Origin of the sequence: Polaribacter marinivivus (assembly GCF_042651285.1) — a bacterium.
GTDB lineage: Bacteria > Bacteroidota > Bacteroidia > Flavobacteriales > Flavobacteriaceae > Polaribacter > Polaribacter marinivivus.
Genome location: NZ_JBHSCY010000002.1, coordinates 926,442 through 948,746 on the forward strand (window position 1 = coordinate 926,442; position 22,305 = coordinate 948,746).

The 22,305-nt window shown below is 28.1% G+C and carries 23 protein-coding genes and 2 tRNA genes; 16 read left to right on the forward strand and 9 right to left on the reverse strand.

All coding sequences use genetic code 11. From position 1 onward, the window contains the following. From fmt to ACFOWD_RS12240, 3 genes are all read left to right on the forward strand, one after another. Window positions 1-945 (forward strand): methionyl-tRNA formyltransferase, encoded by a 945-nt coding sequence (gene fmt, locus ACFOWD_RS12230; protein WP_377410935.1) that lies wholly within the window; start codon window positions 1-3, stop codon window positions 943-945. A gap of 188 nt (window positions 946-1,133) precedes the next feature. Continuing rightward, window positions 1,134-1,406 carry an HU family DNA-binding protein gene (locus ACFOWD_RS12235; protein ID WP_298994431.1) on the forward strand — a complete coding sequence of 91 codons (273 nt, stop codon included), beginning with the start codon at window positions 1,134-1,136 and terminating at the stop codon, window positions 1,404-1,406. Window positions 1,407-1,485: 79 nt separating this feature from the next. Next, on the forward strand, window positions 1,486-2,043 hold the full coding sequence (locus tag ACFOWD_RS12240; RefSeq protein WP_298994428.1) for a YqgE/AlgH family protein: 558 nt from the start codon (window positions 1,486-1,488) through the stop codon (window positions 2,041-2,043). Here the strand turns inward: ACFOWD_RS12240 and ACFOWD_RS12245 are convergent. Next, window positions 2,040-2,870: an aminotransferase class IV gene (locus ACFOWD_RS12245; RefSeq protein ID WP_377410937.1), complete on the reverse strand. Its 831-nt coding sequence runs from the start codon at window positions 2,868-2,870 to the stop codon at window positions 2,040-2,042. The genes ACFOWD_RS12240 and ACFOWD_RS12245 overlap by 4 nt on opposite strands. A 102-nt stretch (window positions 2,871-2,972) precedes the next feature. Then, complete coding sequence (locus ACFOWD_RS12250) at window positions 2,973-3,356, reverse strand: START-like domain-containing protein (RefSeq protein ID WP_298994423.1); 384 nt, start codon at window positions 3,354-3,356, stop codon at window positions 2,973-2,975. 112 nt (window positions 3,357-3,468) lie between these two features. On the opposite strand from ACFOWD_RS12250, the gene ACFOWD_RS12255 reads away from it, so the two are divergent. Together ACFOWD_RS12255 and ACFOWD_RS12260 are read left to right on the forward strand one after the other, a co-directional pair. Continuing rightward, window positions 3,469-3,542, forward strand: a tRNA-Met gene (locus tag ACFOWD_RS12255). A 27-nt stretch (window positions 3,543-3,569) separates the two neighbouring features. Further along, a tRNA-Gly gene (locus tag ACFOWD_RS12260) sits at window positions 3,570-3,642 on the forward strand. 39 nt (window positions 3,643-3,681) lie between these two features. On the opposite strand, the gene ACFOWD_RS12265 is transcribed toward ACFOWD_RS12260, so the two are convergent. Next, a complete protein-coding gene (locus ACFOWD_RS12265; RefSeq protein WP_377410939.1) occupies window positions 3,682-4,335 on the reverse strand; it encodes a rhomboid family intramembrane serine protease in 654 nt (217 codons plus the stop codon). Window positions 4,336-4,416: 81 nt separating this feature from the next. On the opposite strand from ACFOWD_RS12265, the gene ACFOWD_RS12270 reads away from it, so the two are divergent. Both ACFOWD_RS12270 and ACFOWD_RS12275 read left to right on the forward strand, forming a co-directional pair. Continuing rightward, on the forward strand, window positions 4,417-5,337 hold the full coding sequence (locus ACFOWD_RS12270) for a lysophospholipid acyltransferase family protein (RefSeq protein WP_377410941.1): 921 nt from the start codon (window positions 4,417-4,419) through the stop codon (window positions 5,335-5,337). A gap of 64 nt (window positions 5,338-5,401) precedes the next feature. Then, window positions 5,402-6,322, forward strand: coding sequence for a lysophospholipid acyltransferase family protein (locus ACFOWD_RS12275; protein WP_377410943.1), 921 nt, complete (start codon window positions 5,402-5,404; stop codon window positions 6,320-6,322). Here the strand turns inward: ACFOWD_RS12275 and ACFOWD_RS12280 are convergent. After that, entirely contained in the window at window positions 6,300-7,766 is a 1,467-nt protein-coding gene (locus ACFOWD_RS12280) for an aminotransferase class V-fold PLP-dependent enzyme (RefSeq protein ID WP_377410945.1), read from the reverse strand. The two genes, ACFOWD_RS12275 and ACFOWD_RS12280, sit on opposite strands and share 23 nt — an antisense overlap. Before the next feature lie 38 nt (window positions 7,767-7,804). After that, window positions 7,805-9,193: a phosphoglucosamine mutase gene (glmM, locus tag ACFOWD_RS12285; RefSeq protein ID WP_377410947.1), complete on the reverse strand. Its 1,389-nt coding sequence runs from the start codon at window positions 9,191-9,193 to the stop codon at window positions 7,805-7,807. Between the two features lie 149 nt (window positions 9,194-9,342). Between glmM and ACFOWD_RS12290 the strand changes: the two genes are divergently transcribed. The 6 genes from ACFOWD_RS12290 (at window position 9,343) to ACFOWD_RS12315 (ending at window position 14,853) form a co-directional block, all read left to right on the forward strand. Continuing rightward, window positions 9,343-10,149 (forward strand): DUF6090 family protein, encoded by an 807-nt coding sequence (locus tag ACFOWD_RS12290; RefSeq protein WP_377410949.1) that lies wholly within the window; start codon window positions 9,343-9,345, stop codon window positions 10,147-10,149. A 176-nt stretch (window positions 10,150-10,325) separates the two neighbouring features. Continuing rightward, complete coding sequence (locus ACFOWD_RS12295) at window positions 10,326-12,134, forward strand: ion channel (protein WP_377410951.1); 1,809 nt, start codon at window positions 10,326-10,328, stop codon at window positions 12,132-12,134. A gap of 1 nt (window position 12,135) precedes the next feature. After that, the gene (locus ACFOWD_RS12300) at window positions 12,136-12,516 is read left to right on the forward strand and encodes a cupin domain-containing protein (protein WP_377410953.1); all 381 of its coding nucleotides are present in this window, start codon (window positions 12,136-12,138) and stop codon (window positions 12,514-12,516) included. Between the two features lie 11 nt (window positions 12,517-12,527). Beyond that, window positions 12,528-13,301 (forward strand): DUF6090 family protein, encoded by a 774-nt coding sequence (locus tag ACFOWD_RS12305; RefSeq protein ID WP_377410955.1) that lies wholly within the window; start codon window positions 12,528-12,530, stop codon window positions 13,299-13,301. Continuing rightward, a complete protein-coding gene (locus tag ACFOWD_RS12310) occupies window positions 13,302-14,060 on the forward strand; it encodes a DUF6090 family protein (RefSeq protein ID WP_377410957.1) in 759 nt (252 codons plus the stop codon). A gap of 31 nt (window positions 14,061-14,091) precedes the next feature. Further along, window positions 14,092-14,853, forward strand: a complete 762-nt coding sequence (locus ACFOWD_RS12315) for a DUF6090 family protein (RefSeq protein ID WP_377410959.1) — start codon at window positions 14,092-14,094, stop codon at window positions 14,851-14,853. Between the two features lies 1 nt (window position 14,854). On the opposite strand, the gene ACFOWD_RS12320 is transcribed toward ACFOWD_RS12315, so the two are convergent. Further along, on the reverse strand, window positions 14,855-16,180 hold the full coding sequence (locus ACFOWD_RS12320) for a M24 family metallopeptidase (RefSeq protein ID WP_377410961.1): 1,326 nt from the start codon (window positions 16,178-16,180) through the stop codon (window positions 14,855-14,857). Between the two features lie 99 nt (window positions 16,181-16,279). After that, window positions 16,280-18,106 carry a 30S ribosomal protein S1 gene (gene rpsA, locus ACFOWD_RS12325; protein ID WP_377410963.1) on the reverse strand — a complete coding sequence of 609 codons (1,827 nt, stop codon included), beginning with the start codon at window positions 18,104-18,106 and terminating at the stop codon, window positions 16,280-16,282. Window positions 18,107-18,320: 214 nt separating this feature from the next. Here rpsA and ACFOWD_RS12330 point away from each other — a divergent pair, with 214 nt between their 5' ends. From ACFOWD_RS12330 to ACFOWD_RS12340, 3 genes are read left to right on the forward strand one after another with little or no spacing between them, the layout of a single operon-like run. Continuing rightward, complete coding sequence (locus ACFOWD_RS12330) at window positions 18,321-18,773, forward strand: RidA family protein (RefSeq protein WP_377410965.1); 453 nt, start codon at window positions 18,321-18,323, stop codon at window positions 18,771-18,773. Beyond that, window positions 18,774-19,403: a 7-carboxy-7-deazaguanine synthase QueE gene (locus tag ACFOWD_RS12335; RefSeq protein WP_377410967.1), complete on the forward strand. Its 630-nt coding sequence runs from the start codon at window positions 18,774-18,776 to the stop codon at window positions 19,401-19,403. Window positions 19,404-19,447: 44 nt separating this feature from the next. Continuing rightward, entirely contained in the window at window positions 19,448-20,440 is a 993-nt protein-coding gene (locus ACFOWD_RS12340; RefSeq protein ID WP_377410969.1) for a DUF3179 domain-containing (seleno)protein, read from the forward strand. Here ACFOWD_RS12340 and cmk read toward each other — a convergent pair. Beyond that, window positions 20,426-21,121 (reverse strand): (d)CMP kinase, encoded by a 696-nt coding sequence (cmk, locus tag ACFOWD_RS12345; RefSeq protein ID WP_377410971.1) that lies wholly within the window; start codon window positions 21,119-21,121, stop codon window positions 20,426-20,428. The genes ACFOWD_RS12340 and cmk overlap by 15 nt on opposite strands. Continuing rightward, window positions 21,121-22,146, reverse strand: a complete 1,026-nt coding sequence (gene porQ / locus ACFOWD_RS12350) for a type IX secretion system protein PorQ (RefSeq protein WP_377410973.1) — start codon at window positions 22,144-22,146, stop codon at window positions 21,121-21,123. Before porQ ends, cmk begins: the two co-directional genes overlap by 1 nt. Between the last annotated feature and the right edge of the window lie 159 nt (window positions 22,147-22,305).

Genomic DNA, 22,305 nt, shown 5'->3' on the forward strand with positions numbered 1-22,305 from the left:
ATGAAAAATTTACGAATAGTTTTTATGGGCACTCCAGATTTTGCAGTGACTATTTTAGATCATTTAGTAAAAAACAACTATAATATTGTTGGGGTTATTACTGCCCCAGATAAACCTGCAGGTAGAGGAAGAAAGTTAAATGAATCTGCAGTAAAAAAATACGCTTTAAAAGAAAACTTAGCTATTTTACAACCAACCAACTTAAAAAATGAAAATTTTGTTGATGAACTAAAAAAACTATCTGCAGATTTACAAATAGTAGTAGCCTTTAGAATGTTGCCTAAAATAGTTTGGAACATGCCAAAATTCGGTACATTTAATTTACATGCTTCTTTATTGCCAGAATATAGAGGTGCTGCACCTATTCATTGGGCAATTATAAATGGTGAAACAAAAACTGGTGTTACTACTTTTTTTATAGATGATAAAATTGATACTGGAGAAATTATCTTACAAAAAGAAATTGAGATTTTACCTGATGAAACTGTAGGTACTTTACATGATAAACTTATGTTTTTAGGTGCTGAGTTAGTTTTGCAAACAGTAGATCAAATTGAAAATGGAAATATTAGCACTACTAAACAACCAGAATTAGAAGAAAAATCTGCACCAAAACTTAATTCAGAAAACACTAAAATTGATTGGTCAGAATCTATTGAAAACATTTACAATAAAATAAAAGGTTTAAATCCTTTTCCTTCTGCCTGGACCTTAATAGAAAACAATAAAGAAATCATTAAAGCTCAATTATACAAAGTAGAAAAGGTTTATGAAAAACATTCTTATAATGTAGGACTAATAAAGACAACTAAAAAAGAATTAAAAATAGCTGTTGAAAATGGTTATATAAATGTATTAGAAATAAAATTATCTGGTAAACGAAAAATGGACATTAAAAGCCTACTTAATGGATTTCATTTTTCTGACGATGCAAAAGTGCTATAACCCTTTACCAACAAGGAATTTTGCGTTTTTTACACAAAAACACTAGTCGTTATTAACATTTAATAGGTATTTATTAACAAAACCCCTTATTTGTATACCTCAAATTTGCGTAAGCCCTTAATCCGTCTATATTTGTTAAGCTTTTTAGCAAAAAATATAAATATTCAATAATTTAAAATCTATTTATTATGAACAAGTCAGATTTAATCGATGCAATGGCTGCAGACGCAGGAATTTCTAAAGTAGCAGCAAAAGCAGCATTAGAATCTTTTACAGGAAATGTAACTTCTGCTTTAAAAAAAGGAGATAAAGTTGCTTTAGTTGGTTTTGGAACTTTTTCAGTTTCTAAAAGAGCTGCAAGAAGTGGTAGAAACCCTCAAACTGGTAAAACTATCCAAATTGCTGCTAAAAATGTAGCTAAATTTAAAGCTGGTGCAGGATTAAGCGACGCTGTAAACTAATCTTAGTTTATCGTTTTATTATAGAAAACTCTCTTTTTAAGAGAGTTTTTTTTATACCTATAATTTTATATATTTACTTATGCCCAATTTAAAACCTACAAAAGGAAAACTTTTAATTGCTGAGCCATCTATATTAAATGACTCATCATTTAATAGATCTATTATTTTAATTACAGAACATTCTGAGAATAATTCTGTAGGTTTTATATTTAATAAACCTTTAAATTTTACCATTAACGATTTGTTACCAGAAATAAATGCAGACTTTACAATATACCAAGGAGGACCTGTAGAGCAAGATAATTTGTATTTTGTTCACCAAGTACCAGAATTAATACCAGATAGCATAGAGGTAAACAATGGCATTTATTGGGGTGGTAATTTTGAAACATTAAAGAATCTCCTAAATAACAATTTACTTCAAAAAAATGACATTCGTTTTTTCTTAGGATATTCTGGTTGGGAAAAAAATCAACTAATAGATGAAATAAACACAAAGTCATGGTTTATCTCGGAAAACGATTCTGAAGATATTTTTGCCGAAAACGACATGTTTTTATGGAGAAACAAATTAATACAAAAAGGTGGTGATTATAAGCTTTGGGCAAACGCACCCAGTGATGTTACTTTAAATTAAGTTGTAAACTCCAAAACTTGTAAATTTTTAGCAATTTTTTTACTAAAATCTACTTTAAATGTTTTCTTTTTATATTGAGTAACAGGCTGAATACCAATAATAGCATTTGTTATAAATACCTCATCAGCTTTTTGAATTTCGAATGGAGAAATTGAAGTTTCTTCAACTTGAAACTCTTCATTTTTTGATAGAATTTCAAGTACTTTTTTCCTAACAATACCTTTAATACAACCTTCTGTAGTTGCAGGAGTTTTTACAACATTATCTTTTACAATAAAAATATTACCATTTGTAACTTCTACTACCCCCTTTTTCTCATTAATTAAAATACAATTATCTAAGTCGTTTTCTTTAGCAAAAACACTAGCTAAAGTATTTAGCATTTTATTGTTTGTTTTAATGGTAGATAATAATCCAGAGTAATTATAAAAGTCTTTAAATATATCTATCTTATAATCATTTTTTATGTTATGATTTAATTCAGAAGCTTCAACCAAAAAATCTATTTCATTAGTTTTTGGCGTATATAAACCACCATCTTTTCTAAAAATAGTTAATCTAACTCTAGATTTTTGTGAAGTGTTATTTGCTTTTACTAAGCTTAAGATTTCTTTTTCTAAAAATTCTAATGTAAAACTCATAGGAATTTTCATTCTAAGCATTCTCATAGAAGCCATCAATCTAAAATAGTGATCTTCCCAAAAAATTACTTTATTATTTACAACTTTAATAGTTTCAAAAACAGCATCGCCATATTTGAACCCTCTATTTTCAGCAGTTAGAGAAAATTTTTCTTGATCTAATATGTCTCCATTAAAATTTATCATACTTCTAAATATAAAAGAACAAAATTAAGGCTTTTGATAATAATAAGACATAAAAAAACTCAGTTAAAAAACTGAGTCATTTATATAAATAATAGCATTTGTCTATGCTCCAATAGTATGCTTTAATTCGTCTATTTGATTTTCCCAAAGTTGCTTTGCCTCTTCTACTTCATCTTCATCGTCTGCAAAATCAGTTATTATTAAAGACACATCCTTTGTTAATGCATCAACTTGAATCTTAATTTCAAAATAACTATCATCATCCTCACTTTCTAACCATTTAAATCGTATTCTATCATCAGATTTTTTAGTTATTAGCTTTGCTTTTTCTTCTGTATCATCCCAAATAAAACTAAAAATTTTCCCTCTAGAGTTTACTTTGTCAGCAAACCATTCTTGCAAACTAGAAGGAGAAGAAATATATTGATACAACATGCTAGGAGATGCGTGTATAGGGATTTCTAATTCGTATTTGACTTTATCCATTTTTTCGTTTAGTTAGGCACACAATATAGGTATTAATTCTATTTAAAAAAAATTAAAACCTCTGCTTGCGAATCTCTAAAATTCATTTATATTTGCAGCCTCAAATATGAATGGCGAGGTAGCTCAGTTGGTTAGAGCGCAGGATTCATAACCCTGAGGTCGGCAGTTCAAATCTGCTCCTCGCTACAATTTTTTTTAAAAAAGCTTTACCAAGCGAGAGTAGCTCAGTTGGTAGAGCGTCAGCCTTCCAAGCTGAATGTCGCCAGTTCGAACCTGGTCTCTCGCTCAAAAAAAAAAGACTTTACAATATTGTAAAGTCTTTTTTTTAGAACTTTTTTAGCTTATCACCAAAAAACAATAATAACAAAATTGGTATTGCTAAAAGTATTACAAATGTAGTATTGATAGAAAATAAAATAGGCTTTAATAATAAAGTCAAAGCAAATCCTCCAATTGCACCACCTAAATGGGCTGCATGCCCTACATTTCCAAGTTGTTTTTTCATTCCATAAATAGAATATAATAAATATCCTACTCCAAAAACATAACCAGGAATAGGTATAGCAAAAAAGAGCAATAACTGCATATCTGGAAAAAGTAGAATTGATGAGTAAACAATACCAGAAACTGCTCCAGATGCACCAACAGCAGAGTAATAAGGCTCATCTTTATGATAAGACAAAGAATAAAAACTTCCTGCTAAAAGACTTCCAAAATAAATAATTAAAAAACTATTATTTCCTAAAATATTAGCCACAAAATCTGCAAAAACATATAGAACATACATGTTTAAAATAAGATGCATCCAATCTACATGCAAAAAACCTGATGTAAACAACCTTACCTTCTCTCCTCCTTTTATCCTACTAACTTGAAATTTATACTTATCTAAAAAGGCATAATCATCAAAACCTTTCATAGATACTAAAACATTAGCTATTATAATACCTAATACAATTAAATTTGATTGTTGTAACATAAAACAAACATAACAATTCTGTTTGATTTCCTTTTACCTTTTCAAATTAAAATATAGATATTTGTACTCGAAAAAATTAGTATGCAGTTTATTACTTTTATCTTAGTATATCCCATAGTAAAATTATTATCTAAATTACCTTTAAGGATATTATATATATTTTCTGATGTACTTTACCTATTAATTTTTTATGTATTTAAATACCGAAAAAAAGTTGTTTTAAATAATTTAAATCTAGCTTTTCCTAACAATTCATTGAAAGAAAACAAACACTATTCTAAATACTTTTTTAAACACTTTACTGATTTATTTATAGAAACCATAAAAGCCATTTCAATTAGTAAGAGTGAAATAGTAAAAAGATATCAATACACAAATCCAGAGTTAGTAAACAATCTATTAAAAGAAGGGAAAAGCATTATATTTATTGGAGCACATCAAGCTAACTGGGAATGGTCTGTGAATTCTCCATTGGTAGTTAATAGTAAAGTTTATGGAGCTTATACTAGTTTAGGCAATACTTATTTTGATAAGGTAGTTAAGAAATCTAGAGAGCGTTTTGGATTTAAATGTTATGAGTCTTCAAAAACTACTAAGGTAATTTTAAAGAACTTTAAAGAAAAAAAACAAAGTATATATTTATTGCTAAGTGATCAATCACCTCAAGTAGAACGATCTTTATATTGGACTGATTTTTTTGGCATTAAAGTACCTATACATGTAGGAGCTGAAACTATTGCAAAAAAATTTGATTTAGCAGTTGTTTTTTGTGCTACAAAAAAAATAAAACGAGGATTTTATGAAACCGATTTTAAATTGATAACTAAAAATCCTAAAGAAATTGAGAATTATAAAATTACGGATGAATATATAAAGCTTACTGAAGAACTTGTAAAAAAACAACCAGAATGTTATTTATGGTCTCATAAAAGATTTAAACATAAAGATCGTTTTAATGAATGGAAAAGCATGAAAAACGTTCAGAAAAAGCTAAAAAAATAGAGAAAATTATAAAATATAAAGCAAATAGATTTTTAGCACGATATTTGTATTTAATACCACACAAATGAATCTTATATTATTCTACATTACTTATCCTATAATTTGGTTAATATCGATATTACCAATGCGAATTTTATATATCATTTCAGATTTTCTTTTTGTGCTAGTTTATCATATCATTGGTTACAGAAAAGATGTAATTTTAGGTAACATTAGTACAGCATTACCAGAAAAATCTAACAAAGAAAAAGAATTAATTGCTAAAAAATTCTACAAACATTTTACAGATATGGTTGTAGAAAGCCTTAAATCATTTACCATTTCTGAAAAAGAAATTTTAAAAAGATATCAATATAAAAATCCTGAACTAGTAAATAAATATGTAGAGCAAGGTAAAAGCATAGCATTAGTAAGTGCACATTTAGCAAATTGGGAATGGTCTACTAGCTTGCCTTTAGTGATAAAAGGAAATGTGTTTGGCGCTTACAATAAATTAAGAAACGAAACTTTTGAAGATAAATTAAAAAGTACTAGAGAGAAATTTGGTGTTGTAGGTTCTAGAACTTCTGACTTTGTAAATTTTATTAAAGATAAGTTTAAAAATAATATTCAAGGTTCTTATATTTTGTTAAGTGATCAATCTCCTATGATCCCTAAAACTTTTCATTGGGCAGAATTCTTTGGTGTAAAAGTTCCTGTCCATACAGGTGCAGAAATGTTAGCCAAAAAATATAATTTGGTTGTAATTAATTACAGGGCAAAAAAAATAAAAAGAGGTTACTATGAGACTGATTTCGAATTAATTACAGAAGACCCGAAAAAATTTAAGAATTATGATATTACTGAGAAATTCTTAAAAATTACTGAGAAAAATGTAAAAGAACAGCCTGAGTTTTATTTGTGGTCTCACAAACGTTTTAAACATAAAGACAAATTTGAAGAATGGCAAGAAATTATGAAATCTAAACAGCAAACCAAGAGTTAACTAACTCTTTTTCTATTGGTTTTACTGTTTTATGCACGTAATCATTTTTAATGGCATCGTACCTATAATCTTTAGACCAATCTTCAATATTTTTTGATAATTCAGTTAATGATTTACAAATAAAATCTAATTCATTATTAGTAACTGTTGGATGTAAAGACAAACGAACCCAACCTGGTTTTTCTGTATTGCAACCTTCTAAAATTTGACCTTTAATTCTGTTAGAAGTTTCTTGATCTACATTTAATAAAAAATGCCCATAAGTTCCTGCACAAGAACACCCTCCTCTAGTCTGAATTCCAAAACGATCATTCAATAATTTAACGACCAAATTAAAATGGTATTTTTCAAAATAGAAAGAAAAAATACTTAATCTCTTTTTATGATTAGGAGCTAATATTTTTACACCCTCTAAACTCTCTAAGGTTTTAAAAATTACCTTATTAATTTCTTCTTCTCTTTCTTCTATGTTTTTTGTACCCATTTTTTCCTTTAACTGAACTGCTAAAGCAATTTTTATGGTTTGCAAAAAACCAGGAGTACCACCATCTTCTCTAGTTTCTACATCATCAAAATAATCATGTTCTCCCCAAGGATTTGTATAACTTACAGTGCCTCCTCCAGGATTATCTGGCACTGTATTTTTATACAAGGCTTTATTAAATATTAAAACACCAGAACTTCCTGGTCCTCCTAAAAATTTATGAGGAGAAAAGAAAATAGCATCTAACATTTCATCTTCATTTTCTGGATGCATATTAATATCTACATAGGGTGCACAACAAGCAAAATCTACAAAACATAACCCATTGTATTTATGAATTAATTTTGCAACATCATGATAAGGTGTTTTTATACCAGTTACATTAGAACAAGAGGTTATTGAAGCGATTTTTACTTTTCTATGTTGATGTTTTTTTATGCAATTTTCAAACTCTTTTAAACAAACCAAGCCAGCATCATTACAAGGTACAACTTCTACATCTGCAATGGTTTCTAACCAAGAAGTTTGATTTGAATGATGTTCCATATGAGATACAAAAACAATTGGTTTTAGTTCTTCTGGAATAGTGGTATAATCTTTTAAACTCTCAGAAACTTTAAGTCCTAAAATACGCTGGAATTTATTGACAACGCCTGTCATACCTGAACCTGTAGTAATTAAAACATCATTACTATTTGCATTTACATGACGTTTAATAATATTTCTAGCTTCATGATAAGCTAAGGTCATAGCTGCACCAGAAGTTGAAGTCTCTGTATGTGTATTTGCTACAAAAGGCCCAAATTGATTACAAATTTTCTCTTCTATAGGTCTATATAAACGACCACTTGCAGTCCAATCACAATAAACCAAATCTTGCTCACCATAAGGTGTATCAAATTTCTGGTCTATACCTATGATATGCTCTCTAAATTGTGAAAAATAGTGTTCTAAATTCATTAGTCTAAAGATTTCTCGACTGCATTTAATATGACAGTTTATATAATTTCTTTTATTTCTCCAATAAAACGTTCTGCTAAAGCATCTGCTGCTGCTTGACTTTTAGCTTCTGTATAAATTCTAATAATAGGTTCTGTATTCGATTTTCTTAAATGAATCCACTCTTCTGCAAAATCAATTTTAACACCATCTATAGTATTTACATCTTCATTAGCATATTTAGAAGCCATAGTCTCTAAAATATTATCAACATCTATTTCTGGAGTTAATTGTATTTTATTTTTACTCATAAAGTAACTTGGATAACTCTCTCTAAGTACTTTACAAGACATTTTTTTATGAGCTAAATGCGATAAAAATAAAGCAACACCTACTAAAGAATCACGTCCATAGTGTGAAGCAGGATATATAATACCTCCATTACCTTCACCACCAATAACAGTATTGGTTTCTTTCATTTTAATGACCACATTTACTTCACCCACTGCAGAAGCTGTGTAAGTGCCACCATGTTTTTCAGTAACATCTCTTAAAGCTCTAGAAGAAGATAAATTAGAAACTGTATTTCCTCCACCAAGTCTTCCTAAAACATAATCTGCACAAGCTACTAGTGTATATTCTTCTCCAAACATAGAACCATCTTCGCAAACTAAAGCTAGCCTATCTACATCTGGGTCTACTACAATTCCAAAATCTGCTTTTTCTTTAACTACCAATTCAGAAATATCAGTTAAATGTTCTTTTAAGGGTTCTGGATTATGAGGAAAATGACCATTTGGAGTACAATACAATTCAACACATTCTACATTTAATTCTTTTAACAAAGCAGGTATAAAAACACCGCCTGTAGAATTTACACCATCTACAACAACTTTAAAATTAGCTGCTTTAATTGCATCAACATCAACTAGTTCTAAGTTTAAAACCTCTTGAATGTGTTTTTGTAAATATGTATTATCTTTTGTGTAAGTTCCTAAATCATCAACTTCTGCAAATGTAAAATCTTCACTTTCTGCTAAAGCTAAAATTTGCTCTCCATCTTCACCATTTAAAAACTCCCCTTTTTCGTTTAAAAGTTTTAAGGCATTCCACTGTTTTGGGTTATGAGAAGCTGTTAAAATAATACCTCCATCTGCTTTTTCTAGAGGCACAGCAACTTCTACAGTTGGTGTTGTAGATAAGCCTAAATCTATAACATCTATACCTAAACCAACTAAAGTATTTGCTACTAAACTAGATATCATCTTACCAGAAATTCTGGCATCTCTACCAATAACAACTTTTATATCTGTTTTACCTGAATTTCTTTTTTTTATGAAAGCTCCATAAGCAGAAGCAAATTTTACAGCATCTATAGGGGTTAAATTATCACTTGTGTTTCCTCCTATTGTTCCTCTAATTCCTGATATTGATTTTATTAATGTCATAGTTTCTTTTTAACTCAACAAATATAATTTTTTAGAACGATTTTTTTTGTTTTTAGAGATACAAATACACACCTTATTTTATTTAAGAATAACAATTTCATAAACAATAGGTTACATTTTTTACTATCTTTAAAATCTAACCAAAAACTATGATTCAATTATTTAAAAAAATCAGAAAAAAATTAATAGCAGAAAAAAGGCTAGTTAATTATTTAGCTTATGCTATTGGAGAAATTTTATTAGTTGTAATAGGAATTTTATTAGCGCTTCAGTTTAATAATAAAAATCAAGAACAAGAAAATACAAAAAAAGAAAGAGGCTATTTAATAAGTATAGTTGAAGATATTGAATACCAAAAAGTTATATTAAAAGATATGAAAAGACATAGCCTAGAATCTATAGAGGTGGCTAAGTCTATTATTCAAGATTTTGATGAAAATAAAAGTTTTATTGGAATTGATAGTTTAAATGACAAGTTAAATTATTTAATAGAAACTTATAATTTCCCAAATACAAATAATACGTATTCTGAACTTGTTGCTTCTGGACAATTAAACCTAATTAAGGATAAAGCCTTAAGTATAGATATCATAAATTATTACTTAAATTCTCAAGAAAGCGCAGATGATGTAAAAAATAATATTGAAAATATATTTTATCCTGAAGTTTACCCAACAATAAAAAAACTTTGTCAAATAACCATGTATGATGAAGATGTTGGTGAAGATGAAGACTTTTTGTTAGGAGAATACAAAGAGTTAGAAACACTAATAAACCAAAGATTACAAGAGCCTGAGATAAAATTAGATTTATTAAACGCCATTAAAATAAGAATACAAATTTTAAGTGTACATACTTTTATGATTAATGACATTCTAGAAATTGCTGAAGAATTGATAAAATCTATAGATGATTATTTAGGTTTAACACCAGAAATGGTAAATCATTATGATTAATATTTTAAAAATCAACAATTTGTAACATTTTAAACCAAACCTCAACTAACTATTAACTAACCAAAATTGCTATGCTCCAAAAAATACTGTTTCTAGGATTTTTATTTCTTTCTACTACCCTACTTTTTTCTCAAAAACTCAACTACAAAGAATACAGCTATTCCCAATTCTTTAAAATGATTGAAGAAGAAAAAGATTCTGTATTTAAATTAGAGAATGCTATTGTTAAATATAAAGAAGCTTCTGATTCTATTTATCAATTTAAGCCATTATCTGTAAATGAAAATAAATACAATAGAATTGACACTATTTATATTCATAAAGAATTAAGTCTCCAAAACGTACAATTTATACCATTTCCAACTGAAAATTTTAATAGTATGTTAACTAATTATGATTTTAAAGGTTTTGGCTTTAATCATATCAATTTTAAGAAAAAAGTTACGTTAAGAAATACGCTAGCAGTACTTTTTAATGAATGTGTTTTCGAAAATACTTTGACAGTAAATAATAATGATCCTATTGTATACAATATATATGATTATATAAAAAAAAATGAGAATAGATACAACTCTGAATCTGCTCTTATGCAAACAGATTTTATTTTAAACTCATCTGAACTAAGAAAAGGAATTTCTTTTTTATTTGACCTTAAAAATACAGATAACTTATATGAAGGTGAAGTGGAAATCACAAACTCAAAAATCTGGAAAAAGCCAAATAGCGTAAACCTAAATGCTTGGTCTAGTGATATCAAATGCAACAATCTTCTTTCTTTAAATATCAACAATTTAACATTCTATAATCAAGCACGTATTTATAATATTAATGGACGTTATTTCAATTTTACAGAAAATAAATTTGAAGATATAACGTATTTTTATTTTTCTGCAAAAAATGATAAAAGCAATATAAAAATCAAAAATAACATATTCAAAAAATATGTAGTAACAAGTTTAAATACACTCACAAAAAGTTCAGAAGTCGATTGGGATAACTTTAGTAATAAACTAATTAATAGCTCATCTTTTAATGAGTATTTCTATACACTAAGAGAAAATGAAAAAATTGGAGTTATAGAAAGTTATAAGAAACTAGAAAAATTAGATAACAAGAAAGATTCTTTAATTAATATTTATAAAAACTCTTATTTATTATCTCATAAAAGTGCCCTAAAAAAAGAAGTACAATTACGAGTTAATTATTATGATTTTTATAAAAGTCAACAGGATTTAGAAAGTTCTAATGCGCTTTATATTGAATATAAAGACTTGTTATTAATGCAATCTAAATTACAATATAAACAAAACCCTTCTTTCGAAACTTTTTTTAAATGGCGTATCAATCAATTTTTAAAAGTGTTTTCTGCTTATGGAACTAAACCAGAAAAAGCAGTTATTTTTTCTTTGTATGTAATTTTATTGTTTGCATTTATTTATTTACTCTTCCCTAATTCTTGGGATACTTTAGGGAAAAAAAGATTAATACACAGATTTGAGTTCTTTCAAAAATATTTACGTAGAAATGAAGGTATGCATACTATTTATTTGGAAGACAAACAACAAGAAATAAGTTCTTATGAAGCGTTTAAAACCAACTTAGAAAAAGCACATTTAGAATTGCCTTCGTTTTTTATTACTTGGAGTAAACCTTTGTATAACGCTTCTATGTTTAGTTCTAGAATTACAAGTCGTTTTTTAAAAACAACAGATGTTTTACATGGTAAATGGAAAGATCTATCACCTAAACAAAAACGATGGAAAAACATTCAAATTGGGTTATTACTTACTGTAGGTCTGTTGTATGATTTGTTTATTAAAGCATTAAATGCATTAATGCTCTCCATAAACACCTTTACCACTTTAGGTTTTGGAGAAATACCCATAAAAGGATTACCTCGTTATTTGGCAATAATCCAAGGATTTATTGGTTGGTTTATGCTGACAATATTTAGTGTGTCTTTAATTTCACAATTATTGAATTGATATGAAAAAAAGCAAACTTACTTTTATTATAGCTTTTGTAATTTATTCTCTTATACACTCTTGCAAGCCAGATAAAAATTTAAAAGACCCTCTAAAAGCTGGATGGAAAGGAGAAAAAGTATGTACTATTCTAGAAGAAAATGATAAAGTAAGAGCTTTAAAATGTGTTTTTTCTCCAGGTGTTGGTCATGAAAAACACTTTCATGCAGCTCATTTTGGATATACATTAAAAGGAAGCAAATTTAAAATTACAGACCAATCAGGAACCAGAGAGGTTAATGTACCTGACAATTATAGTTTCTATAATGAAAAAATTGAATGGCATAAGGTTTTAAATATTGGAGATTCTACAGCAATATTTTTAATCATTGAACCAAAATAAAACCTATAGATATGATAAAGTTTTTTAGACATATTCGTAAATCACTTTTAGAAGAAAACAAAATGGGTAAATACTTAACATACGCTTTTGGCGAAATTATTTTAGTAGTAATTGGAATTTTAATAGCATTACAGATTAATAATTGGAATGAGCATAGAAAATTAGAAGAGTTTGAGAAAAATATTTTAATAGAAATTGATAGAACAATAGCTAAGGATTTAGCCGATTTTAAATATTTTGAAAAGAGAATTATAAGAAAAGACACAGCAATAGATAATATGCTTTTTGCTAGAAAAGGAGAAAAACGTTTTTCAGATAAACAATTAATTGAAAATATAGTTTGGGTTCATAACACAATTATTTATAGTTACAATAAAGGTCCATATGAAACCTTAAAATCATCTGGTTTAGATAGAATTAAATCAGATTCCCTAAGGTATAATCTTACTTATTATTATGAGGTGATATTACCAAGATTCACTGCCTTTTTTGATATTGTACATAAAGAGCATCAACCAAAAATAAATAAACATTTAGAAGAGCTAGAAAAAGAAGGTTTTTATAAAAAAAACTTCGAATTGTCTTTAAAACGTGAAGGGTTCTACCCCAAAACTCACTACAATATAAAAAAATACTTGACAGAAGAACATTATTATGATGTTCTAATATTAGAGGCTAATTATAAATATGACCTATGGTCTACCATAATTCCATTAATTAAACATACAAAAAAAATAAAAAAAGATATAGGAATTGAAATAGAAAAACGCTTTAAAAAAGATTAAATGATTAAATTCTTTAGAAAAATTCGTCAAAAACTATTAGTTGATAATCGGTTTAATAAATATTTACTCTATGCTATTGGCGAAATTATCCTTGTGGTAATTGGTATTTTAATTGCGTTACAAATTAACAATTGGAATACAAATAGAATAGAAAAAAATAAAAACAAAGAGCTTCTTATAAAATTGACTAAGGAATTGGATTACAACATTCAACGTGCTCATTTTATTGACACAGTTCAAGGAGGTTTTCAAACCAGAAAAATCTACACAGATAGCATTCTTAGCCTGATAGTAAAAGGGATACAACCTGAAGACTTAAATTACCTTACTAAAGAAGCAATTTTTTATGTGAATACCTTCAATTTAAATTCTACGGTTTTTCAAGAGCTCAAAAACACGGGTAGTTTGTACTCTTTAGGAACAGATAGCTTGGTTACTCAAATTCAAACCTATTATCAATTGTGTGAAAGAGAGTCCTTCTACAATTTACAATACAGTGAAGAATGTATTTATTTAAGAAGACAATGTTATGATGGATTTATCAATTTTAGACAGCTCTATCATTTAGATGCTAAGACAGCTATAAAAGACAATCCATGGATTTTTAATTCGAAATCTAAGAAGACAATACATCTTAGGCAATATGCATCTAGAGTTAGTAATCAAAGCAATTTAATGTCATACAAATTGAAAAATATCATGGTTGAATCAAAAAAGTTAAAAGAATTAATTGCTAAAGAATTGAATTCTTATGATTAAATTCTTTCGAAAAATCCGTCAATCACTTATTATGGAAAATAAACCCTCTCGTTATTTCAAATACGCAATTGGAGAAATAGTTTTAGTGGTTATTGGAATTTTGATTGCTTTACAGATTAATAATTGGAATGAAGGTGCTAAAGAGCAAAACAAAGAAACAATATATTTAAAAAACTTAGAAAGAGACTTAACAAATCAATTAGACTTCATTGATGATCAAATTTCTTATGAAACTGACTATACAAATGCTGCAAGTTATCTTTTAAACTCATTTAAAGGAAAAAACTTTATAAAGATTGATACAAGCTTTTTTAGAAACTTAACATTATTACAATCACGAAAAACCTTTTTAATAAATGATCCAACGTATACAGATATGTTGTCATCTGGCAGTATAGACATTATAAAAAACAAACAATTTAAAGATAAACTCATTCAATATTATCAAGAGTTAGAACGTATTGAAAAAATTATTCAGAATAATAATTCTCTATTAGTTGATCAACAATATGCATCTGTTTTTTTTAAAATAGGATATTATTTTGATGAAGAATCTATTGGTATTTTTAATTACAAGCAAAATAAATCTTCAAAATTGAACTTAAAATATGAAGATGAACTTGCTAAAATATCGAGAGAAATTTTAAACAAGAATGAAAATAAATTACAATTAATGAATGTAATAAATCTACGTCACGTGTTAAGTTTAGGTTCTTTAAGTTTAATGGAAACGTCCAAAAAAAATACTCAATTACTATTAGAAGAATTAAAAGATTTAAACAAAAAGAATTAGACTAATGACTCTTAATCAAAATTAACTCTTCTTGTGGTTTCGTTAAATATCTTGCTCCATCTTTAGTAACAACTGCCATTTCTTCTACAGAAATTGTTTTTTCAGTTCCATCTTCACGTTTCCAAGCATGAAAACCATCAAATGCAAAGGTCATTCCTTCTTTTAATTTTTTCTCAGAAGCTGGTCTAACATGCGAACTTTGAGAACCTCCTAAATTAGGGCCTACATCATGAGCAACATAACCTACAGGATGTCCTGTAGACCACATTACATATTCGCTATTAGCTTTGTTCATCAAAACACGTTGTGCCCTATCTACATCAACTCCTTTTACTCCAGGCTTCATAGCTGCTAATGCTGCTCTACTCCCTGCTTTTCCACTATCCCAATAAAACTGAATATCCTTAGGAGCTTTAGTTTCTCCTTCTTTTAAAACATATGCAAAACGTTGTATATCAGAAACCCATCTGTCATATAATTTAATTCCAAAGTCTATCTGAATGACATCTCCAGGCATAATTACTTTATCAGTAGCATGAGAATGCCCTCTATCTGGCCCTGAATTAACATTTGGATTTTGATCTGGTGCCCAACCATCTTTAACTCCATATTCAGCCATTTTTTGCTTTAAAAACTTAGCAATATCAGCATCTGTAGAAGTACCAGGTATAATTTGTTGATAAGCTTCAATTTGAAACTGAGCAGTTAATTCTGCAGCTTTGGTTAAAATTGCTACTTCTTCTGGTAATTTAATTGATAACCAATTGTAAACAACTTCTGTTGATGAAACTAATTTATTAGCATCGCTTCCTAAAAAAGATTCTAATGTTTGTCTTTGTGTATAAGATAAACCATCTGCAGTTGAGTTAGACTGAGATGAATTAATTGCAATTTTAGAAAAGTTCTGCGCTTTTATAAATGTAACAGCTTGCTCTATTGCAGATTTTCCTCTTTCAACTGGTACAACTTCATCATGTATGTTTAATTCATCTAAAGCAGTTGATTCTCCTGATGGAGAAAATACCTTTGAATGAAAACCATTATCATCATTATAAAATAAAAAAGCTGCTGTACCACCAGCATTTTCTCCTCCAACATGATCTGCTAAAGGATCGTTATTGTTTTCTCTACAAATAACCAACCAACAATCTACATTTGCTTCTTTTAAAGCATTTGGTAAAAGTGTATTTATTCTTTTCTTTCTTATTTCTGGCCAAGGATTTTCTCCCCAATATTCAACAGAATTTATTTTAGAAACTTCTTCTTTTTGTTGATTACAACTAATTAGAACAAGTATAAAAAGAGAAAAAATAAATTTAATTTTCATGATTAGTATTTTTTAATATTATCAAATATAAGGAATAAAAAAAGCCACTACAAAGTGTAGTGGCTTTTCTATATTTAAACTAAAATGAACTAAAAATTACTATTTTTTCTTTTTAGCTTTTGCATCCATTTGTTTCTTTAAGTCTGCAAGACCACCTATGTCTCCTAAAGTAACTTTTTCTACTTCAGCAGCTTTTTTAACAGCAGCTTTAACGTTACGTTTTTCTTGCTCTTTAAAGATTGATGTATGAGAAACTACTACTCTTCTGTATTCTTTAGAAAATTCTAAAACTACGAAGTCTGCAGTATCTCCTTTACCTAACTTAGAACCATCTTCTTTTTCTAAGAATCTAGTTGGAGCAAATCCTTCTACTCCTCCTTCTAAAGTTACAGTAGCACCTTTATCATTTTTATCTTTAATAGTACCTTGATGTGTAGAACCTATTGCAAACGTATCTTCATGACCATCCCAAGGGTTATCTTGAGTTTGTTTATGACCTAGGTTTAACTTTCTGTTCTCTACATCTAATTCTAATACTTGTACTTCTAATTGCTGACCTACAGTTACAAAGTCTGATGGGTGCTTAATTTTCTTAGTCCAAGATAAATCAGAAATGTATACTAAACCATCAATACCTTCTTCTAATTCTACAAACACACCAAAGTTAGTGTAGTTTCTTACAGTACCAGTATGTGTGGAACCAACAGGATATTTAGTAGTAATATCTGTCCATGGATCTTGGTGTAATTGTTTCATACCAAGAGACATTTTTCTGTCTTCTCTATCTAAAGTTAAGATTTCAGCTTCAACTTTATCTCCAACTTTTACGAAATCTTGTGCAGAACGTAAGTGTGTAGAATAAGACATTTCAGAAACGTGAATTAATCCTTCTACTCCTTGCTCTACTTCTACAAAAGCACCATAATCTGCAATTACAACAACTTCTCCAGTAACTTTATCTCCAACTTTTAAGTTAGCATCTAAAGCTTCCCAAGGATGAGCAGATAATTGCTTTAATCCTAATTGAATTCTAGATTTGTTATCATCAAAGTCTAAAATTACAACGTTTAATTTTTGATCTAACTCAACAACCTCATTTGGATGATTAATTCTAGACCAAGATAAATCTGTAATATGTACTAAACCATCTACGCCACCTAAATCTACGAACACACCATAAGAAGTAATGTTTTTAACAACACCTTCTAATACTTGTCCTTTTTCTAATTGACCAATGATTTCTTTCTTTTGTTCTTCGATATCAGCTTCAATAAGTGCTTTATGAGAAACAACAACGTTTTTAAATTCGTGGTTGATTTTAACAACTTTAAATTCCATTGTTTTCTCTACATATTGATCGTAATCTCTAATTGGCTTAACATCAATTTGAGAACCAGGTAAGAATGCTTCGATTCCGAAAACATCTACAATCATACCACCTCTAGTTCTACACTTTACAAAACCATTAACAACTTCTCCTGTTTCATGAGCATTGTTAACACGTTCCCAAGCTTTGATTACTCTAGCTTTTTTATGAGATAATACTAATTGACCAGAAGAATCTTCTCTTTTATCAACTAATACTTCTACTTTATCACCTACAGCTAAGTTTTGGTTGTAACGAAATTCGTTTAAAGAAATAACTCCTTCAGATTTAGAGTTAATATCAATAATTGCATCTCTATCAGTAATTCTTATAACAGTACCTTCGATTACATCACTTTCGTTTACGAAACCAATAGTACCTTTTAATGCTTCTTCGAATTCTTTTAATTTAGCTTCATCTACAGCTTCAATACCTTGTTCGTATTTGTGCCAGTTAAAGTTTTCTAAGAATTCTTGTGGATTTTGTTGTTCTACAGCAGTAGTTTCTGTAGATTGTGTTGTAGTTTCTTCTGCTACAACTTCTTTGTTTTCTTCAGACATATTCTGAAAATAATTTGTATCTTTTTGTTAATCAGATTTTTAACGATAAAAACGCAAAGAGCTAGTTATATAAATTGTTTTAAAAAATTCCTTTTTCAAATCTGTTCTCGTAAAAAGGAGTGCAAATTTACAAAAAATCCTTAATTATTAACTAATTAGAATAAAATATTTTCTTTTTTATTGTGATTATATTTGTACTGAAAATCAAAATCTTATGAAAAATTATTTAAAAATACTATTCTTGGTTTCTTTACTGATTCAATTAGGATGTCAAAAAGAGCAAACTCCTCTTGTAAAACATCATAAATCTCATGAAGAAAGTAGACAAAATGTTCCTTTTTCTGATGCTGTACAAGTAGATAACTTATACTTTTTAACAGGTCAAATAGGCAAAAACCATACAACAGGTAAAATAGCTGAAGGTGGTATAGAAGCTGAGACTGAACAGGCTATTCTAAATATAAAAGATGTTTTAGAATATCATAAACTTACTTTAAATGACGTTGTAAAATGTACTGTAATCTTAGCTGATATTAATGATTTTTCTAAAATGAATGGAATTTATCGTTCTTTTTTCAAGGAAAATTTACCTGCAAGGACTACATTTGCAGCCAATTTAGTTGCAGGAGCTAAAATTGAAATTGAAGTTGTAGCCGCAAGAAAATAAATGGATAAAAAAACAAAAGATTTAGTAGATAAAGGAATTATGCTTCCGCTTATGGAAGAATTCTATACTATACAAGGTGAAGGGTATCATACAGGTAAAGCTGCCTATTTTATTAGGGTGGGTGGTTGTGATGTAGGTTGCCATTGGTGTGATGTTAAAGAAAGTTGGAATGCTGATTTACACCCACCAACCATAGCAGATAAAATTGTTGAAAATGCAAAAAAGTATACTGACACTGTTGTGGTTACTGGAGGTGAGCCTTTAATGTGGTCTATGGATTATTTAACAAATCTTCTTCAAAAAAATAATTTAAAATCTCATATTGAAACTTCTGGTGCTTATTCTTTTTCTGGAAAATGGGATTGGTTTTGCCTTTCTCCTAAAAAAACAAAATTACCTTTAGAAGAAGTATACAAAGAAGCAGATGAGTTAAAAATGATAATTCACAATAAAAGTGATTTTGATTTTGCTGAACAACAAGCTGCAAAAGTTAACGAGAATTGTGAATTGTTTTTACAGCCAGAATGGAGTAAAAAAGAAAAAATGACTTCTTTAATTGTAGATTATGTAATGAAAAATCCTAAATGGAAAATATCACTACAAACACATAAGTATCTTAATATTCCTTAAATTGTAAGCAAAATCTGTTTTTTTCGTCAAATTAAAAAACTAAAATGCGCTTATTTTACTTATTTCTAATATTCATATTCATTTCTTGTACTTCAAATAATGATGAAATAATATCTAACATTGAACAAGAAGAATTTTCTATTTGGATAGTAGATAAAAACGATATTAAAGGAGGAGGAAAAACTTATGATTTAAGTGTAAATCCTAAATTTGGTAATGTTTCAGACTTTGAAAAACTTTCTGATCATGAAAAAGTTGCTTTAATTAGTTTTAATAATGAAGTAAGAGTTTATCCTTATTTTTTTACTAATCATTTTGAGGTTATAAATGATGTTTTTAATAATAATAACATTGCTGTTTCATATTGTCCTTTAACAAAAAGCGGAATTTGTTTTAATAGAGAAATTGATGGTAATATATATCAAATACTAGCTTCTGGTTTTTTATATAAAGATAATATGGTTCCTGCTGATAAAGATCTAAAATTTTATTGGTCACAAATGTTAATGACTTATATTGGTAAAGAAAATGCAGGAAAGAGTATTTCAAATTACAACCTAATTGAGACAAATTGGAAAACTGTAAAAGAATATTTCTACGATGCTAAAGTATATTATCATGATAAAAGAACTGCTGGAGAAACAGATCCTCAATTAAGTACTACTCAAGATTCGCAATATATTTATGGAGTTATTGAAGAAAAAATTAATACAAGAGTAGAGTTATTTTCTTATAATTTATTTAAAAATAAAACTAAATTAATCTCAAAGATTATAAATAATAAAGAAGTTATTATTATAGGAAGTGAAGAGAAATATTTTGTAACTAGCTATTATAAGAAAGATAATTTAGAATTTTATTTATTAGATGACAGTAATTTTCCTAATATTTTAAGCGATAATGAAGGTAATATTTGGAATATCTTTGGGTATGCAATTTCTGGAAATAGAAAAGGAGAACAATTAGAATCTCCTAAAACTTATGTTGCTCAATTTTGGGCTTGGAAAGATTTTTATTCTAATTTAAAGTTCAACTAATTTTTTATCTATCAGATTACAAATAAGCTCAAATTGCTCATTAATTCCCATATCAGAATTATCAATTTCAATTGCATCATCTGCCTTAACTAAAGGTGAATCTTTTCTTGTAGAGTCTACTCTATCTCTTTCTTGTACATTGAAAAGAATATCATTATAATCTACATTATCTCCTCTTTCAATTAATTCTTTATATCTTCTTAATGCTCTTTTATCAGCAGAAGCTGTCATAAATAATTTTAGATCAGCATCAGGAAAAACAACAGTACCAATATCTCTTCCATCCATTACTACTCCGCCATCTTTACCCATCAATTGTTGTTCTGCCACTAATTTTTTTCTAACTTCAGAAATTGCTGCTATTTTACTAACTAATTGAGATACTTCTAATGTTCTTATTTCTTTTTCTACATTATCACCATTCAAATACATTTCTGCAAAACCTAAATCTTTATTAAATTTAAACTGCAAAGAAATATTAGGTAACTGAGAAACTAAATTTTCTTTTCTTAAAAAGTCTACACCAACATAATTATTTTTATTTGCAAACAGAGTTACAGCTCTATACATAGCCCCAGTATCTACATAAATATAATTGTATTTTTTGGCTAGTAATTTGGCTATTGTACTTTTTCCTGTTGATGAAAAACCATCTATGGCAATTGTAATTTTTTTACTCATTATCTTCTATTATTCAAATCAATTTCTAAACTAAAAGTACTAGCATTTGTTGCTGAATGATATTTTGAAAAAGCATAATTAAATTTAAATCTATTCATTCTTATTCCAAAACCAAAAGAAATACCCCCAAAAGTTCTAACATTCTGTAATTTTAATTCAGCTGCTCTTCTAAAATGATATCCTAATCTTAAATTGATTAAGCTTTCAGGAAAAAATTCAGCTCCTACAATTAAATGCCTGAAGGTATTATCTAAAAAACTAATTTCTTGTTCTGTTACATTACCTTCTAAATCTGTTGTTTGTTCAGATGGATTTGGAGTGGATACATCCCATTGTTGAAGATTATCTAGAGTTAGATACCATTTTAATGGTATATATTCTAATTGATAAGATGCTCCAACAGCCAATTTAAACGGTATTTTTTCATTAGTTCCATTAAAAGATTGTAATTGAGTCCCAAAATTTCTAGCAACAATTGTAAAAGTATATGGTTTGTAAGGGCTATAATATAAAACTGCTAAATCAACAGCTACACCAGTTGAAGAAAAAGTAGATATTGCAGAATTGATGAATTTTAGATTAGCTCCAAAAAATAAATTTGTCCATGGTAAATTAATAGAGTAACCAATAGATAAAGCTAAATCATTAGCTCTAAAATTTCCAGTTTCGTTTCCTTGTTCATCAGCTCCAATTAAAGACCCATAATCTAAATAAGTTATGTTACCATGAATGGTTCCAAATCTTCTAGAAATTAGTCTAGCATATGAAACAGATCCTAAATTTATACCAGCTAAAAAACTTGAATAATTAACAGATAATTTCCCATCAATTTCAGGGTTTATCGTAGAAGGATTCCAAGTGGGTTGATTAATATCATCCATTAAGGTTAAAACTTCACCACCTAGAGCGATTTGTCTAGCAGAACTAGATAAGTTTAAAAACTGATATATATTTTCACCTCCAATTTGACTTAACATTGAATTTGAAAATATTGAAAAATAAAAAATAAATAACAGTTTTTTCATTTATGCAAATAAACATAGTATAATATCAATAACGAAACTAAATAATTATATTATTTCATACTATAAATTTTAAACAAAAAAAAACCTCATACTAAAAAGTATGAGGTTTATAATTTCTGATATTATGATCAGAATAAAGAAAGGCAGCGACCTACTCTC